This is a genomic window from Microbacterium sp. MAH-37 (genome assembly GCF_009758255.1).
Classification (GTDB): domain Bacteria; phylum Actinomycetota; class Actinomycetes; order Actinomycetales; family Microbacteriaceae; genus Microbacterium.
In genome coordinates, this window is the sequence record NZ_WSEN01000004.1 from 372,860 (window position 1) to 387,461 (window position 14,602).

The 14,602-nt window shown below is 69.5% G+C and carries 12 protein-coding genes; 7 read left to right on the forward strand and 5 right to left on the reverse strand.

What is annotated here, in order from left to right; genetic code table 11:
- The first annotated feature begins 14 nt into the window (after nt 1-14).
- From GON06_RS05180 to GON06_RS05200, 5 genes are read left to right on the forward strand one after another with little or no spacing between them, the layout of a single operon-like run.
- Nucleotides 15-839 carry an ABC transporter ATP-binding protein gene (locus GON06_RS05180; RefSeq protein ID WP_157311222.1) on the forward strand — a complete coding sequence of 275 codons (825 nt, stop codon included), beginning with the start codon at nt 15-17 and terminating at the stop codon, nt 837-839.
- Nucleotides 836-1,648 carry an ABC transporter ATP-binding protein gene (locus GON06_RS05185; RefSeq protein ID WP_157311223.1) on the forward strand — a complete coding sequence of 271 codons (813 nt, stop codon included), beginning with the start codon at nt 836-838 and terminating at the stop codon, nt 1,646-1,648. Before GON06_RS05180 ends, GON06_RS05185 begins: the two co-directional genes overlap by 4 nt.
- The gene (locus GON06_RS05190; RefSeq protein ID WP_157311224.1) at nt 1,645-2,769 is read left to right on the forward strand and encodes an ABC transporter permease; all 1,125 of its coding nucleotides are present in this window, start codon (nt 1,645-1,647) and stop codon (nt 2,767-2,769) included. Before GON06_RS05185 ends, GON06_RS05190 begins: the two co-directional genes overlap by 4 nt.
- Nucleotides 2,770-2,771: 2 nt before the next feature.
- Nucleotides 2,772-3,803, forward strand: a complete 1,032-nt coding sequence (locus GON06_RS05195) for an ABC transporter permease (RefSeq protein WP_157311225.1) — start codon at nt 2,772-2,774, stop codon at nt 3,801-3,803.
- Nucleotides 3,800-6,061, forward strand: a complete 2,262-nt coding sequence (locus GON06_RS05200) for a glycoside hydrolase family 3 N-terminal domain-containing protein (RefSeq protein WP_157311226.1) — start codon at nt 3,800-3,802, stop codon at nt 6,059-6,061. The genes GON06_RS05195 and GON06_RS05200 overlap by 4 nt, the downstream gene beginning before the upstream one ends.
- 9 nt (nt 6,062-6,070) lie before the next feature.
- Here the strand turns inward: GON06_RS05200 and GON06_RS05205 are convergent, their stop codons facing one another.
- The gene (locus GON06_RS05205; protein WP_332837169.1) at nt 6,071-7,222 is read right to left on the reverse strand and encodes a polysaccharide deacetylase family protein; all 1,152 of its coding nucleotides are present in this window, start codon (nt 7,220-7,222) and stop codon (nt 6,071-6,073) included.
- Between the two features lie 91 nt (nt 7,223-7,313).
- Between GON06_RS05205 and GON06_RS05210 the strand changes: the two genes are divergently transcribed.
- Nucleotides 7,314-8,513, forward strand: coding sequence for an MFS transporter (locus GON06_RS05210; RefSeq protein ID WP_332837170.1), 1,200 nt, complete (start codon nt 7,314-7,316; stop codon nt 8,511-8,513).
- A gap of 6 nt (nt 8,514-8,519) precedes the next feature.
- Here GON06_RS05210 and GON06_RS05215 read toward each other — a convergent pair whose 3' ends face one another.
- From GON06_RS05215 to GON06_RS05230, 4 genes are all read right to left on the reverse strand, one after another.
- Nucleotides 8,520-9,551, reverse strand: a complete 1,032-nt coding sequence (locus GON06_RS05215) for a LacI family DNA-binding transcriptional regulator (RefSeq protein WP_157311227.1) — start codon at nt 9,549-9,551, stop codon at nt 8,520-8,522.
- 94 nt (nt 9,552-9,645) lie between these two features.
- Complete coding sequence (locus GON06_RS05220; RefSeq protein WP_157311228.1) at nt 9,646-11,304, reverse strand: glycoside hydrolase family 13 protein; 1,659 nt, start codon at nt 11,302-11,304, stop codon at nt 9,646-9,648.
- A 115-nt stretch (nt 11,305-11,419) separates the two neighbouring features.
- The gene (locus GON06_RS05225; RefSeq protein WP_157311229.1) at nt 11,420-12,175 is read right to left on the reverse strand and encodes a ribonuclease H family protein; all 756 of its coding nucleotides are present in this window, start codon (nt 12,173-12,175) and stop codon (nt 11,420-11,422) included.
- Nucleotides 12,176-12,223: 48 nt separating this feature from the next.
- Entirely contained in the window at nt 12,224-13,159 is a 936-nt protein-coding gene (locus GON06_RS05230) for a 2-hydroxyacid dehydrogenase (RefSeq protein ID WP_157311230.1), read from the reverse strand.
- A 112-nt stretch (nt 13,160-13,271) separates the two neighbouring features.
- On the opposite strand from GON06_RS05230, the gene GON06_RS05235 reads away from it, so the two are divergent.
- Nucleotides 13,272-14,594, forward strand: a complete 1,323-nt coding sequence (locus GON06_RS05235) for an ABC transporter substrate-binding protein (protein ID WP_157311231.1) — start codon at nt 13,272-13,274, stop codon at nt 14,592-14,594.
- Nucleotides 14,595-14,602: the final 8 nt, after the last annotated feature.

Sequence of the window (14,602 nt, forward strand, 5' to 3'; positions counted from 1 at the left end):
CGAAGGACTCTCCCATGCCTGAATCCCTCCTCTCCGTGCGCGACTTCTCGGTCGTCTACGACGTCGACCCGCCCGTCCGCGCAGTCTCGAACGTCACCCTCGACATCCACCGTGGTGAGATCGTCGGCCTCGCCGGCGAGAGCGGCAGCGGCAAGACCACGCTCGCCTACGGCGTGCAGCGGCTGCTCAAGCCGCCGGCCGTCATCACCGGCGGCGACGTCGTCTTCCACGACTTCAGCGGCGAAGACATCGACCTGCACTCGCTCGACGCCGAGCAGATGCGCGGGTTCCGCTGGGACCGCATCTCGATGGTCTTCCAGGGAGCGATGAATGCGCTCAACCCCGTTGCGACGATCGGATCGCAGCTGGACGACGTGTTCGTGATCCACCGCCCCGGCATGAACCGGAAGGAGCGTCGCGCGGCCGTCGATGAGCTCCTCGAGATCGTGAAGGTGGGCAGGCAGCGCTACCGCTCCTACCCGCACGAGCTGTCCGGCGGCATGCGCCAGCGCGTGATGATCGCGATGGCGCTCGCACTGCGCCCGCAGCTGATGGTCATGGACGAGCCCACCACCGCGCTGGACGTGCTGGTGCAGCGTGAGATCCTGCGGCAGATCTCGCAGCTGCGGCACGAGTTCGGCTTCTCGGTGATCTTCATCACCCACGACCTGCCCCTGCTGCTCGAGATCAGCGACCGCATCGCCATCATGCGCGAGGGCGAGATCGTCGAACTCGACACCGCGCAGCGGATCTGGACCGACCCGCAGCACGAGTACACGCGCAGCCTGCTGGCATCGTTCCCGCGTCTCACAGGAGAGAGGGGAGTGGTCGCGCGATGACGACCCTCGAGTTCACCAACGTCACCAAGATCTACAACGTCCGCGGCTCGGGCCAGATCAAGGCTCTCGACGACGTCAGCTTCACGCTGCAGTCGCGGCAGACCATCGGCCTGGTCGGACAGTCGGGCAGCGGCAAGTCCACGATCGCGAAGATCCTCACCCAGCTCGAGACGCCCACCCGTGGTGAGGTGCTCATCGACGGCAAGCCCATCCCGCGCGGCGGGAAGGGGCTGCGGAAGTACCGCCAGCAGCTGCGCATGGTCTTCCAGGACCCGTTCGCCTCCCTGAACCCGTACCACTCGATCCGGCACCACGTCGAGCGTCCGCTTCGACTGGACGACGTCGTGCCGAAGAAGGAGATCGACGCCGAGGTGCGACGTCTGCTCGAGCGCGTGCGCCTCGATCCGGATGCCGTGATGGAGCGGCGCCCGCACGAGCTGTCCGGTGGACAGCGACAGCGCGTCGCGATCGCCCGCGCGCTGGCGTCCCGTCCCGCCCTGCTCGTCGCCGACGAGCCGGTGTCGATGCTCGACGTGTCGATCCGCCTCGGCGTGCTGAACCTGCTCGCCGACCTGCAGCGCGAGGAGGGCCTCGGCGTTCTCTACATCACGCACGACCTCGCCACCGCCCGGCACTTCAGCGACGAGATCATCGTGCTCAACCAGGGCAGGGTCGTCGAGCACGGACCGGCCGACGACGTCATCCTGCATCCGACCGACCCGTACACCCGCGAACTCCGCGCGGCGTCGCCCGACCCGGAGGAGTTCTTCCGAACCCTCGCCGCCCAGACCCCCGGAGGCAAGCGATGAGCACCGACACCGAGCCGCGCGTGGGCACGAACCCCGCGGCATCCGCCGAGCCGGCGTCCGCTGACCCGGCATCCGTGGATCCGACGCTGGTCGGAACGACCGCGACCGCCGCCGAACGGCGCGGGATCCGCGTGCCGTGGCGCTTCATCGGCGGACGCGTCGCGTTCTACCTGTTCACCGCGTGGGCCGCCATCACGATCAACTTCTTCATCCCGCGGATGATGAAGGGCGACGCGGTCACCGCCTACATGGCCCGCAGCCAGGGCCAGCTGCAGCCCGAGGCCGAGAAGGCGCTGCGCGCCCTGTTCGGCGTCGGCACCGACGTCCCGCTCTGGCAGCAGTACCTCGACTACTGGGCGATGCTGCTGCGCGGCGACCTCGGGGTGTCGATCTCGACGGGCATGGCGCCGGTCGGCGACGCCATCGCGGCGGCGCTGCCCTGGACGCTCGGGCTCGTCGGGGTCGCCACGATCATCTCCTTCGCCGTCGGCACGGGGCTCGGGGCGATCGTCGGCTGGCGCCGCGGTGGCCGGCTGGACGTGCTCATCCCCGTCACGACGTTCCTCGGCACCGTGCCCTACTTCTGGCTCGGCCTCATCTTCATCGCGATCTTCTCGTCGGTGCTCGGATGGTTCCCCGCAGGGCACGCCTACGAGGTCGGAGTCGAGCCGGGCTGGAACGCGGAGTTCATCTCACAGGTGATCTCGCACGGTGTCCTCCCCGTGATCACGATCGTGATCGCCTCGATCGGCGGCTGGCTGCTCGGCATGCGCAACATGATGCTCACGGTCCTCGACGAGGACTACATCACCGTCGCACAGGCGAAGGGCATGCCGAACAGCCGCGTGCTCTGGCGGTACGCGGCCCGCAACGCGGTGCTGCCGCAGATCCAGAGCTTCGCCCTCGCCCTCGGCTTCATCGTCGGCGGCACGATCGTGATGGAGATGGTGTTCTCCTATCCCGGTATCGGTCTGCTGCTGCTCAGCGCCACCAACGCGAAGGACTACGCGCTGATGCAGGGCATCTTCCTGGTGCTCGTCCTCGCCGTCCTGATCGCCAACATCCTGGCCGACATCGTCTACGCGATCCTCGACCCCCGCACGCGTCAGACGGAGGCCTGACCATGACCGCCCCCACTCAGAACCTGATCACGCTGCAGCAGGCGCCCGCACGGTCCCCGCAGCGGAAGACGTTCTGGAGCCAGCTGAAGGCGTCGATGGCGATGTTCAGCAACCGCAAGTCGGCTGCCGGCCTCATCATCTTCGGCATCTTCACGCTCGTCGCGATCTTCGCCCCCTGGATCGCGCCCTACGACCCCACCGAGCAGAACCTGGATGCCACGCTGCAGCCGCCGTCGCTCGCGCACCTGATGGGCACCACGCACATCGGCGAGGACATCTTCAGCCAGCTCGTCTACGGCACGCGAGGCGTGCTCGTGGTCGGGTTCCTCGCGACGATCATCGCGACCGTGCTGGCGATCGTCGTCGGCGTCACCGCCGGCTACCTGCGCGGCTGGAAGAGCGAGGCGCTCTCGGCGCTGTCGAACGTCTTCCTCGTGCTCCCCGCACTGCCGCTGATGATCATCATCGCCTCGCAGTTCGAGGACCCGCCGCTCTTCCTCATCGCGGTCGTGCTGGGTCTGACCGGCTGGGCCTGGGGCGCGCGGGTGCTGCGCGCGCAGACCATGTCGCTGCGCAACCGTGACTTCATCCAGGCCGCGCGCGCCAACGGCGAGCCGCTGCACCGCATCATCCTGGTCGAGATGCTGCCGAACCTCATGGCGCTGATCGCGTCGAGCTTCGTCGGCACGATGACCGCCGCGGTGCTGGGCCTGACGACCCTCGCGTACATCGGCGTCATCCCGGTGTCGAACCTGAACTGGGGCACCATCCTGTTCTGGGCGCAGCAGAACAGCGCGTTCCCGGACTACTGGTGGTGGTACGTGCCCGCCGGTCTGTGCATCTCGCTGCTCGGCGTCGGCCTGGCACTGATCAACTTCGGTATCGACGAGTACGTCAACCCGCGCCTGCGCTCGGCCGGCGAGCGTGCCCGCGCCATGAAGAAGAAGGGCCTGAACGTCAACGACGCCGTCACCGCGGTGCGCACCGAGCAGCCCGTCGACCCGACCGCCGCAGAAGAGAACGTGAAGGCATGACCGTCCAGACCACCGAGACCCTCCCGTACCGCGACGCATCGCTGGCCACCGCCGAGCGGGTCGCCGACCTGCTCGCGCGGATGACCCTCGAGGAGAAGGTCGGGCAGATGCTGCAGCTCGACGCCCGAGAGGACCTCGTCGACGCCGTGCACGCCCGGCACGCCGGATCGATCCTGCACACCTCGCCGGAGCGCATCCTCGAGGCGAACCGGCTCACCGCGCAGACAAGGCTGCGCATCCCGCTGCTGGTGGCCGAGGACTGCATCCACGGCCACTCGTTCTGGCCGGGGGCGACGATCTATCCGACGCAGCTCGGCATGGCGGCGTCCTGGGACGCGGCGCTGCTGGAGCGGGTCGCGCGCGCGACGGCCGAGGAGGTCGCCGCGACCGGCATCCACTGGACCTTCTCGCCGGTGCTGTGCATCGCCCGCGACCTGCGCTGGGGGCGGGTGGACGAGACGTTCGGGGAGGACCCGTTCCTCATCGGCGAACTCGCCAGCGCCATGGTGCGCGGGTACCAGGGTGACGGTCTCGACGACCGGACGGCGATCCTCGCGACGGCGAAGCACTTCGCCGGCTACTCCGAGACGCAGGGCGGACGGGATGCCAGCGAGGCCGACATCTCGCAGCGCAAGCTGCGCTCGTGGTTCCTGCCGCCCTTCGAGCGGGTTGCCAGCGAGGGCTGCCGCACGTTCATGCTCGGCTACCAGACCACCGACGGTGTGCCGATCACGGTCAACGACTGGCTGCTGAACGACGTGCTGCGCGGCGAGTGGGGCTACACCGGCACGCTGGTGACCGACTGGGACAACGTCGGCCGGATGGTGTGGGAGCAGCGCGTGCAGCCCGACTACGCGCACGCCGCCGCCGCGGCCGTGAGGGCCGGCAACGACATGGCGATGACCACGCCGCACTTCTTCGAGGGCGCGCTCGAGGCGGTGGAGAAGGGGATGCTGGACGCGGACGCCTTCGACGCGGCCGTCGCGCGCATCCTCACCCTGAAGTTCGACCTGGGGCTGTTCGAGGATCCGCGGCTGCCGTCGGACGACCTCGACGCGGTTGTCGGCAGCGGCGCGCACAGCGACCTGAACCTCGAGGTCGCGCGACGTTCGCTGGTGCTGCTCGAGAACGACGGGACGCTGCCGCTCGGGGCGTCCGAGCCTCTCTCCGAGGTGGAGCCGATCCGCATCGCGGTGGTCGGTCCTCTCGCCGACGACGCACAGAACCAGCTCGGCGACTGGGCCGGTGGATCCGGCCAGGCCGGATGGCTGGACGGGCAGCCGCGCGAGATGATCACGACAGTGCTCGACGGGCTCCGTGAGGTCGACGGGTACGCGGTGCGGTACGCCCAGGGCGCCGACATCCTCACCCTCGAGGAGGATCCCCTCGGTGCGACCTTCCCCGACGGGCAGCCGCGCCCGCCGGTGGTCGTGCCAGCGGCATCCGATGAGCGACTGATCGCCGAGGCGGTCCGCGTCGCGGGCGCGGCCGACGTGATCGTCGCCGTGGTCGGCGATCGGATCGAGCTCGTCGGCGAGGGGCGCTCGACCGCCACGCTCGAGCTGGTCGGCGGACAGAACGCGCTGATCGATGCGATGATCGCCACGGGCAAGCCCGTCGTGATCGTGCTGCTCGCCTCGAAGCCGCTCGTGCTTCCGGCATCCGCCGCGCAGGCGGCCGCGGTGATCTGGGCGGCCAACCCGGGGATGCACGGCGGCCGCGCGGTCGCCGAGCTGATCTCGGGGGCGATCGAGCCCTCCGGGCGCCTGCCGATCTCGTTCGCACGGCACGTCGGTCAGCAGCCGACCTACTACAACCAGATCCGCGGACAGCACGGTCACCGCTACGCCGACCTGACGCAGTCGCCCGCCTGGGCGTTCGGCGAGGGACTGTCGTACACCACGGTGGAGTACTCCGCGCTCGGCCTGGTGTCGTCGTCGGTCAGCGCCGACGAGACGATCATCGCCGAAGTGACGGTCTCGAACACCGGCACGCGGCCGGTGCTCGAGACGGTGCAGGTCTACGTGCGCGACGAGGTCACCAGCGTCAGCTGGACGGACAAGGAGCTGAAGACCTACCGCCAGGTCGAGCTGGCGCCGGGGGAGTCGCAGCGTGTGCGCATCGAGCTGCCCGTCGCGGTCTGCTCGATCGTCGACGCCCGCGGCCGCCGGGTCGTCGAGCCCGGAGACTTCGAACTGCTGGTAGGCCCGTCGTCCCGCGAGGACGTCCTGTTGCGGGCGGGTTTCACGGTGGTGTAACTGCGGGGATCAGCCGATCTCGCGGCGGAGCGAGTCGACGGTGTCGCCGTAATCGATCCGGATCACGGGCAGCGCGAGCTTGTCCGTGCCCTGTTCCACAAAGCCCCAGTCGATCGTGCGTGCCAGGGTGAACCCGGCCCTGTGCACGCCCTCCTTCGCGGTCGCGTCGTAATGCCCGTACGGGTACGCCATGACCTCCTTCGCGCCGAGGATCGCCGCGGAGCTCTCCAGGTCGACCGCGATCTGATCGACCGTCCAGTTGACCATGCGGCCCTTGCCGTTCGCTCCGGCCTCGTGCATGTCGTCGGTGTGGGAGCGCTGCAGCACGTACGGCGATGGCGTGCCCTCGTGCCGGTACTTCGTGATGACGAACGACGTGGTGAGCAGCCGGTACTCCGTCACCACGGGGACAGCGAGCTCCAGCCAGGTGGCATCCGCATCGTCGTCGGTGATGATCACCGACCGCGCGGGCAGGAACAGGCGGCCGTCGATGAAGGCGTCCAGTTCGTCCCAGGTGGGCAGGTAGAACCGCTGGTCCGCGAGGTACCTCATCTGCGCCTCGAAATCGCCGATGTACGCGTAGTTGCCGCGCAGCCAGCCCCTCTCGCCCTCGGGCTTCGTCGTGAACTGGTGGTACATCAGGATCGGCACGCGCGTGTGCGAGGCGGCGTTCTCGTCGGGCGTCATCCACGCGCCGTGCAGTGTGAGCTCGCGATCCGTGCACGCCGCGGACTGCGCGCCGTTCACGCGGGCGACGGATGCTCGGGACGCGGCCTCCTGCGCCGTGCGGTACCAGCCGGCGAAGACGAACCCCGGCCGTGCGGGGATCGGCAGCGCGTCGAAGAGCGCGCCGTGGGTCTGCAGGACCGGTGCGAGGGCGATGCCGTCGCCGTCGAAGGACACCGCGCATGCGTTCGGATCCGATGCCTGCGCCAGAAGCGCCTGTGCAGGGGTGAGCGGCGTCGGGGTGGGGGTCGGTGTCGGCGTGCGTGCGGTCGCGGGTTTCGCGGCAGCCGGCGTCTCCGGGCGCAGCATGGGCAGGCCGACGCCGATGACCGCAGCCACGCCGGCCACGGCGAGGAGCGCCGCTATCAGCACTGCGGCCCGGCGCGCGCGAGTCCCCTGTGTCCGCGCGCGACCGCGCGGCGATTCCCCAGTCACGCAGGAAGTCTAAGGCCCGCCCGCACGGGGCCGGGAGACACGGATCCGGCCCGGCGGAATCACGGTCACCGGATGCTGGTTGAATTGTCAGGTGCACTCACTTAACCGTGGCGCCGGGCGCGCCGCCGGCGTCGGCGCCCTGCTCTGGCTGTTCCTCGCGAACTTCTCCATGGGGATCGACGGCTATGTCCTGACCGGGCTGCTGCCGCAGATCGCCGGTGACCTGCACGTGTCGGAGGCCGCCGCCGGACAGCTGATGAGCGTGTTCGCGCTGACCAGTGCCTTCGCCGGCCCGGTGCTCGGCGCGCTCACCGGGCGTTTCGAGCGCAGAGCCACCATCGCGATCTCGCTCGCGGTGTTCGTGGTCGGCAACGTCATCGTCGCCGTCGCGCCGACCTATGCCTGGGCGATGTCCGGCCGGGTGATCTCCGCCATCGGCGGTGCGCTGCTGAGCGCGGTCGTCGCCGCATACGTCATCGCGATCACCCCGCCCGAGCGTCGCGGATGGGCTCTGTCGATCGTGATGGGCGGCTTCCTCGCCGCGACCGCACTCGGCGTACCGGTCGGACTGCTCCTCGGCGATGCGAACTGGCGCATCCCGCTGTTCATCGTGGCCGGCATCGGCACGGTCGCGCTGATCGGCATGCTGGCCTTCGTGCCGAAGTTGCACCTGCCGTCGCTGCCTCTGCGCGAGACGCTGCGACCGCTGACCCGCGGACCGATCCTCGCCGCGCTGCTGGTGCCGATCGGCCTGATGGGCGCGAGCTACCTGTGCTTCACCTACGCCGCGCTGATCATCGGCCCGCGCACCGGTCTGGGGCTCGCGATGGTGGGGGCGCTGTTCGGCTACGGCGTGTTCAGCTTCTTCGGCAACATGTTCGCGGGGCGGTCGATCGACCGCAACGGGCCCGACCGCGTGATCACGACCATCATCATCGCGCTGATCGTGTTCATGGTGCTCGGCACCGCCGGGCTGGCGCTGCCCGGAGTCTGGGGCATCGTCTCGATCCTGGTGTGGTTCTTCGGCACCGCGACGTTCAACGGCGGGTCTGGCGTCTCGTTGCAGGCCCGGCTCGCGATGATGGCCCCCGATTCGGTCGCCCTGGTCGTCGCGCTGAACACCAGCGGAATGATGCTCGGGTCGGCCATCGGCAGTGCGACGGGTGGTGCGGCGCTCGCCGCTGGCCTGCCCGCGGACATGCTCATCCCGCTGGCATCCGTCTTCCTGGTGATGTCGCTCACCGTGCACCTGATCCTGATGCGCCGCGGCGACAAGAAGCCGGTGCTCTGACGGCTGTCAGCGCCGCGACGACGGAGTGCGCGGATGCAGCAGGGCGGTCGTGCCTCGGACGAGGAGCTCGTAGGGCAGCGCCGTCTGCGGCGTCTGCGAAGCGTCATCCTCGAGGCGGGCCAGCACGGCGTCCGCGGCACGCTCGCCCTGACCGAGCGGGAACTGGTCGACCGTGGTGAGCTGGAAGAACTCGCCCAGCTCGTGTCCGTCGATGCCGATCACCGAGAGGTCCTCCGGCACCCGGAAACCGAGGTCGCGGGCGGCGAGGATCGCGCCGATCGCCATCTCGTCGGATGCCGCGAAGATCGCGGTCGGGCGGGGGCCGGGCCGTCCGAGCAGCTGCTTCGCCGCGCGGAAGCCGCCGTCGACGGTGAAGTCCGCAGGCTCGAGGAAGGCGTGGTTGACCGGTGCGCCGGCATCCTCCAGCGCCTGCTCGAAGCCGAGCCGTCGCTGGCTGGGCACGTGGAAGTCGAGGTCGAACTCGGGGTTCGCGCCGATGTGGGCGATGTCGCGGTGCCCGAGGCCCAGCAGGTGCTCTGTGGCGAGCCGCGCCATGGCGGTGTCGTCGACGGTGAGCGTGTTCAGCTGCGGGTTCGGCCCGCCGATGGCGATCACGGGCAGGCCGAGCGCGAGCAGCTGCGCCGACTCGTCGTCGTCGAGCTCGATCGACACGGCGATCACGGCGTCCACGCGCTGGCGCCGCAGCGCCGTGTGGAACACCTCGCGCCGCACCGCGGCATCCGCCGTGATGTTGTACAGCGTGATGTCGTAACCCTGCTTCATCAGGGCCGACGAGACGCCCGAGAGCACGGTCGCGAAGAACCAGCGGTCGAGGTACGGCACGATCACGCCGATGTTGCGCGTGCGACCGGATGCCAGACTCGAGGCCCGCGACGACACGACGTAGCCCAGCTGGGCGGCGGCCTCCTGCACCCGCTCGCGCGCGGCGGCCGAGACGTGACCGCGCCCGCTGAGCGCGCGCGAGACGGTCGCCGTGGAGACGCCCGCCAGCTTGGCGACCTCGTCGATACTCGTCATCGCAGATCCTTCATGTCTTTTCAGTTCCGGTCTCACTCGTTGTGGGTCCAGCGCCCGTGGCACCCGCAACGAGTGAGACCGGAACCGGGGAAGGTCAGGCCTTCGTGAACCAGGCGGCCGTGTTCGGGGGCAGGGCGGTGCCGGTGAACGGCTCGCTCTGCACCAGGAAGGTCACGCCGTCGCCGAGCTCCACGGGCTCGGTGCCGAGGTTCGCGACCACGTGGATGTCGCCGCGGCGGAACGCCACGGTGTCATCCCCTGCATCCTCCCAGACCAGCGAGCCCGAGCCGAGGTTGTGCTCGCGCCGCAGCACGATGAGCTGCTTGTACAGGTTGAGGGTCGAGTCGGCGTCCCGCTCCTCGACGTCGCGCGCGAAGCGCGCCCACTCGTCGGGCTGCGGCAGCCAGGAGTCGCCGGTGTCGTTGAAGCCGAAGGACTGCCCCGCGGCCGTCCAGGGCAGCGGAACGCGGCATCCGTCGCGGCCGTAGCGCTCGCCGTTCGTGCGGAACCAGGTGGGGTCCTGACGGAACTCGTCCGGGATCTCCATGGCCTCGGGCAGGCCGAGCTCCTCGCCCTGGTACAGGTACGCCGATCCCGGGAGAGACAGCATGAGCGCGGTCGCCGCGCGGGCGCGGGACAGGCCGATGACGGCATCGGGCTTGCCGGGCGACTTCGGCCCGATGCCCTCGCCCTGCGGGTTGTCCGCCGTCAGTGCCAGGCGCGAGGCGTGCCGCACCACGTCGTGGTTCGAGAGCACCCAGGTGCTCGGCGCGCCGACCCTGCCGAACTCGTCGAGCGACTCGCGGATGACGGAACGCAGCTGTGCGGCATCCCACGGCGTCATCAGGTACGGGAAGTTGAAGGTCTGGTGCATCTCGTCCGGACGCACCCAGAGAGCGGTCTGCTTGAGCGTCGGCAGCCAGGCCTCACCGCACAGCGCGCGGTCGCCGTCGTACTCGGCCATGACCTCGTGCCAGTCGCGGTAGATGTCGTGCACGCCGTTCTGGCCCCAGTACGGCACGTTCTCCTCGCCGCCGCCCATCGAATCGGCGTCCGCCACGGGGGCGTAGTCCGGAAGGCCGGCCTCCTTGACCATGCCGTGCGCCACGTCGACGCGGAAGCCGTCGACGCCGCGGTCGAGCCAGAAGCGCAGGATGCTGCGGAACTCCTCGCGCACCTCCTCGTTGGTCCAGTCGAAGTCCGGCTGAGTGGCGTCGAAGATGTGCAGGTACCACTGGCCGGGGGTGCCGTCCGCCTCGGTGACGCGCTCCCACATGCCGCCACCGAAGACGGACTCCCAGTTGTTCGGCGGCAGGTCCCCGTTCGGGCCCTTGCCGTCGCGGAACACGTAGCGTGCGCGCTCGGGGCTGCCCGGCGCGGCCTTCAGCGCCTCCTGGAACCAGGCGTGCTGGTCGGAGGAGTGGTTCGGCACGAGATCGACGATGACGCGGATGCCGCGGGCGTGGGCCTGGCCGAGCATCTCGTCGAAGTCGGCGAGCGTGCCGAACAGCGGGTCCACGTCGCGGTAGTCGGCCACGTCGTAGCCGGCGTCGCGCTGCGGGCTGGTCATGAACGGGCTCAGCCAGATGGCGTCGACGCCGAGCTCCTTGAGCGAGTCGAGCCGGCTGGTGATGCCGGGCAGGTCGCCGATGCCGTCACCGGACGCGTCCGCGAAGGAGCGGGGGTAGATCTGGTAGATGACGGCGCTGCGCCACCATTCGGAACCGGGGGCGGCGATCTGCTCGAGGGTCATGAGCACCAGGTTACTGCAAACGCTTACAGTCGCGCCAGGGGTGTGTTCGAATCGATTCGGATGTCGGTGATCGCCGATGTCGCCGTGACGTGTGCAAGTGTGACCGTGCAGGCGATCAGATCAGGCGGCGCAGAGCCTCTTCGAGTGACACGCCCTGGGCGTCCGCGCGGTCGCGCAGGCGTGCGTGCTCGTCGGCGGAGAGGCGCAGGCGCAGGTCGATCGCCTGGGCTGCGGGGGTGAGGTCGAGCGCCTCGAGCAGGTCGGACGCCTCGGCCCAGAGCTGCGGGGCGACAGCGGGAGGAGCGGATGCCGCGGGCGCGGCAGCCGGCCGGGCAGCAGCGGGTTCCGGCGGCGGCGCGGATGCCGCGACGGGAGCGGATGCCGCGACGGCGGCGCCGGCGCCGGTCGCCATCGTGAAGCCGGGTCCGCGCCGAGGCTCCTGCTTCTGCTGGTACGCCTTGGCCGCCGCGTTCGCGCGTTCGTCTGCGGCCTCGTTCAGGTCGTGGCCGGCGTGCCCCTTGACCCATTCGAAGCGCACGCTGCGCCCGGACATCGCCTCGTCGAGGGCCTCCATGAGGTCGCGGTTGAGCACCGCGCCGCCGTCGGCCTTGCGCCAGCCGCGGCGCTTCCAGCCGGGCATCCACTTCGTGATCGAGTCGATCACGTACTTGCTGTCGCACAGGATCAGCAGGCTCTCGTCCGTTCCGGAGGTCGCGCGCAGCAGCTCGAGCACAGCCTGAAGCTCACCCTGGTTGTTCGTGCCGTGCGGCGAGCCACCGGCCGCCCAGTTCGCGTCGTCGATGTACCAGGCCCAGCCGTTCGGGCCGGGATTGCCCAGGGCGGAGCCGTCTGCGGCGGCGGTGATCGTCATCCTTCAACCGTAACGGCGGGGCGCGGACGCCGAGTACCCGGGGAGGGGTCAGGCCCTGGGGATCACCACGTTCAGCGGCGGCTCGCCGGCCAGCATCCGCTCGATCTGGGTGCGCACCAGACGCGCCATGCGCGGGTTCATCGCCGTCGATGCGCCGCCGACGTGCGGGCTGACGACCAGGCCCGGGGCCGACCACAGTGGATGCCCGGCGGGCAGCGGCTCCGGTTCGAAGACGTCGAGGGCGGCACGCAGCCGGCCGCCCTCCAGCTCGGCGAGCAGGGCATCCGGATCGATCAGCGGCCCGCGGCCGACGTTCACCAGCAGGGCGCCGTCGGCCATGTGCGCCAGCATTCCGGCATCGAACAGGTGATGGGTGGAGTCGCCGCCCGGCAGCGAGAGCACGACGATCTCGGCATCCGCCAGCAGCGCGGGCAGTTCGTCGATGCCGTGCACGGCCACCTCGCCGACCCCGTCCACCTGATCCACGCGCGCGCTGCGCGCGACCGCGGTGAGTTCCACCTCGAAGGGCGCGAGGCGTCGTGCGGTCGCGGTGCCCACGCCGCCGAACCCGACCAGCAGCACGCGCCGATCCGCCAGGCTCTCGGCGAAGACGGGCGACCACTCACCCCGGTCCTGAGCGCGCACGAATCGCGGGAACTGCCGCTGCGCCACGAGCATCAGCGCGACCGCGATCTCGGCCGTGGAGGCCTCGTGCACCGAGGCCGCATTGGCGAACGGCATCCCCGACGGCAGGCGGTCGGCGACGCCGTCGTAGCCGATCGACTGGCTCTGCACCAGCCCGACCTCCAGGCCCTCCAGCTTCTCGAGCGCCCCGGCCGAACCCATGTACGGCGGGACGACGATGTCGAGGCGGGGTGCCGGTGGCGGCGTCGTGAAGTCCCAGACGTGCAGTTCGACCCCGTCGGGGACAGCGCCGATGTTCGTGGCGAGGCGGTCGGTGGGGACTGTCACGACGAGGCTCATGCAACCGAGATTAGTCCTCACCCTTGACAACCTCTGTGCTTTGTATACAGAATACTGAAGGCAATCACAACGCCGGATCCCCGGCTCTTCCAAGGATGAAAGAGGTCGAGCGTTGGCTCTCTCACGTGCAACGATCAGGAAGTCCCTTGCACTCGGCGCGATCCTCGCGCTCGGGACGGGACTGGCCGCCTGCAGCGGCGGCAACTCGGGCGGCGGCAGCGTCGGCGCGGACGGCAAGGCGACCGTCGTCTGGTCGACCTGGGGGTCGGCCGACGAGCTCAGCCGATACAAGGACTTCAACAAGGAGTTCATGAAGCGGCATCCGGACATCACCGTCAAGTTCCAGCCGGTCGCCGGCTACGGCGACTACCACTCCAAGCTGCTCGCCCAGCTCACCAGCAACACCGCACCCGACGTGTTCTACGTCGGTGACGACATGGTCGGCCAGTTCGTCGACTCGAAGCGGCTCATGCCGCTGAAGAAGCTCATGGAGTCGGATGCCAGCGAGACCAAGCCCGACGACTTCTTCCCCGGCCTGTTCGGCGCGGCCGAGAAGGACGGCGAGTACTACGCGGCCCCGAACGACTCCAACCCCGACGTGCTCTGGTACGACAAGACGGCACTCGAAGCCGCGGGGATCACGGACGACCCGGCCACCCTCGCCGAGAACGGCGAGTGGACCACCGACAAGTACCTCGAGATGAACGAGAAGCTCCACGACAACGGCCTCATCGGCTCGATGTTCTGGAACTACTGGGCCACGCACTGGAGCTGGCTCAACTCGCAGGGCGCCGAGCAGCCGTACGACGAGTCCGGCGAGTTCACCGCCAACAAGGACCCCAAGTCGGTGGAGCTCATGCAGGAGTTCGGCGACCTGTTCCAGAGCAAGACCTTCGTCGTCGCGGACACCATGCCCGAGACCGCGGGCGCCGACAGCCAGTTCGTCACCCACAAGGCCGGCTTCTTCGTGCAGGGCCGCTACACGATCGGCTCGCTCGACGGCGCGGGCGTGAAGGACGACTCCTACGACATCGTGCGCTGGCCCACCCCCGACGGCGAGCCCGCCCCGACCGGGGTCGCGACGAGCTTCCTCGCGATGAACGGCAAGACGAAGGTCAAGGACGCCGCGTTCACGTTCTGGACCGAGTTCCTCAGCGCGGAGGGGCAGACCTTCCGGCTGCAGGGCAGCGGCAACGCCGTCCCCTCCATCAAGGGCGCCGACGACGTCGTGCTCGAGGACGGCTTCCCCGCCCACGCCCAGACCTTCCTCGACATGCGCGACATCGGCTTCGTGAACTACGCGGCAGAGGCCCGTGTGCCCGGCCTGCCGGTGGCGATCGCCGAGGAGTTCCAGAAGCTCTACGAGGGTAAGGAAGACGCGCAGACGGCGCTGGACAAGGCCGCCGAACTGGTGAAGAAGCGTTCGGCCGAGTGACATGTCCG

Bases quoted from the DNA above. Each gene is read 5' to 3' on its own strand.
- GON06_RS05180 (WP_157311222.1), top strand. From the start codon at position 15: ATGCCTGAATCCCTCCTCTCCGTGCGCGACTTCTCGGTCGTCTACGAC.
- GON06_RS05185 (WP_157311223.1), top strand. From the start codon at position 836: ATGACGACCCTCGAGTTCACCAACGTCACCAAGATCTACAACGTCCGC.
- GON06_RS05190 (WP_157311224.1), top strand. From the start codon at position 1,645: ATGAGCACCGACACCGAGCCGCGCGTGGGCACGAACCCCGCGGCATCC.
- GON06_RS05195 (WP_157311225.1), top strand. From the start codon at position 2,772: ATGACCGCCCCCACTCAGAACCTGATCACGCTGCAGCAGGCGCCCGCA.
- GON06_RS05200 (WP_157311226.1), top strand. From the start codon at position 3,800: ATGACCGTCCAGACCACCGAGACCCTCCCGTACCGCGACGCATCGCTG.
- GON06_RS05215 (WP_157311227.1), bottom strand. From the start codon at position 9,551: ATGACGAGTATCGACGAGGTCGCCAAGCTGGCGGGCGTCTCCACGGCG.
- GON06_RS05220 (WP_157311228.1), bottom strand. From the start codon at position 11,304: ATGACCCTCGAGCAGATCGCCGCCCCCGGTTCCGAATGGTGGCGCAGC.
- GON06_RS05225 (WP_157311229.1), bottom strand. From the start codon at position 12,175: ATGACGATCACCGCCGCCGCAGACGGCTCCGCCCTGGGCAATCCCGGC.
- GON06_RS05230 (WP_157311230.1), bottom strand. From the start codon at position 13,159: ATGAGCCTCGTCGTGACAGTCCCCACCGACCGCCTCGCCACGAACATC.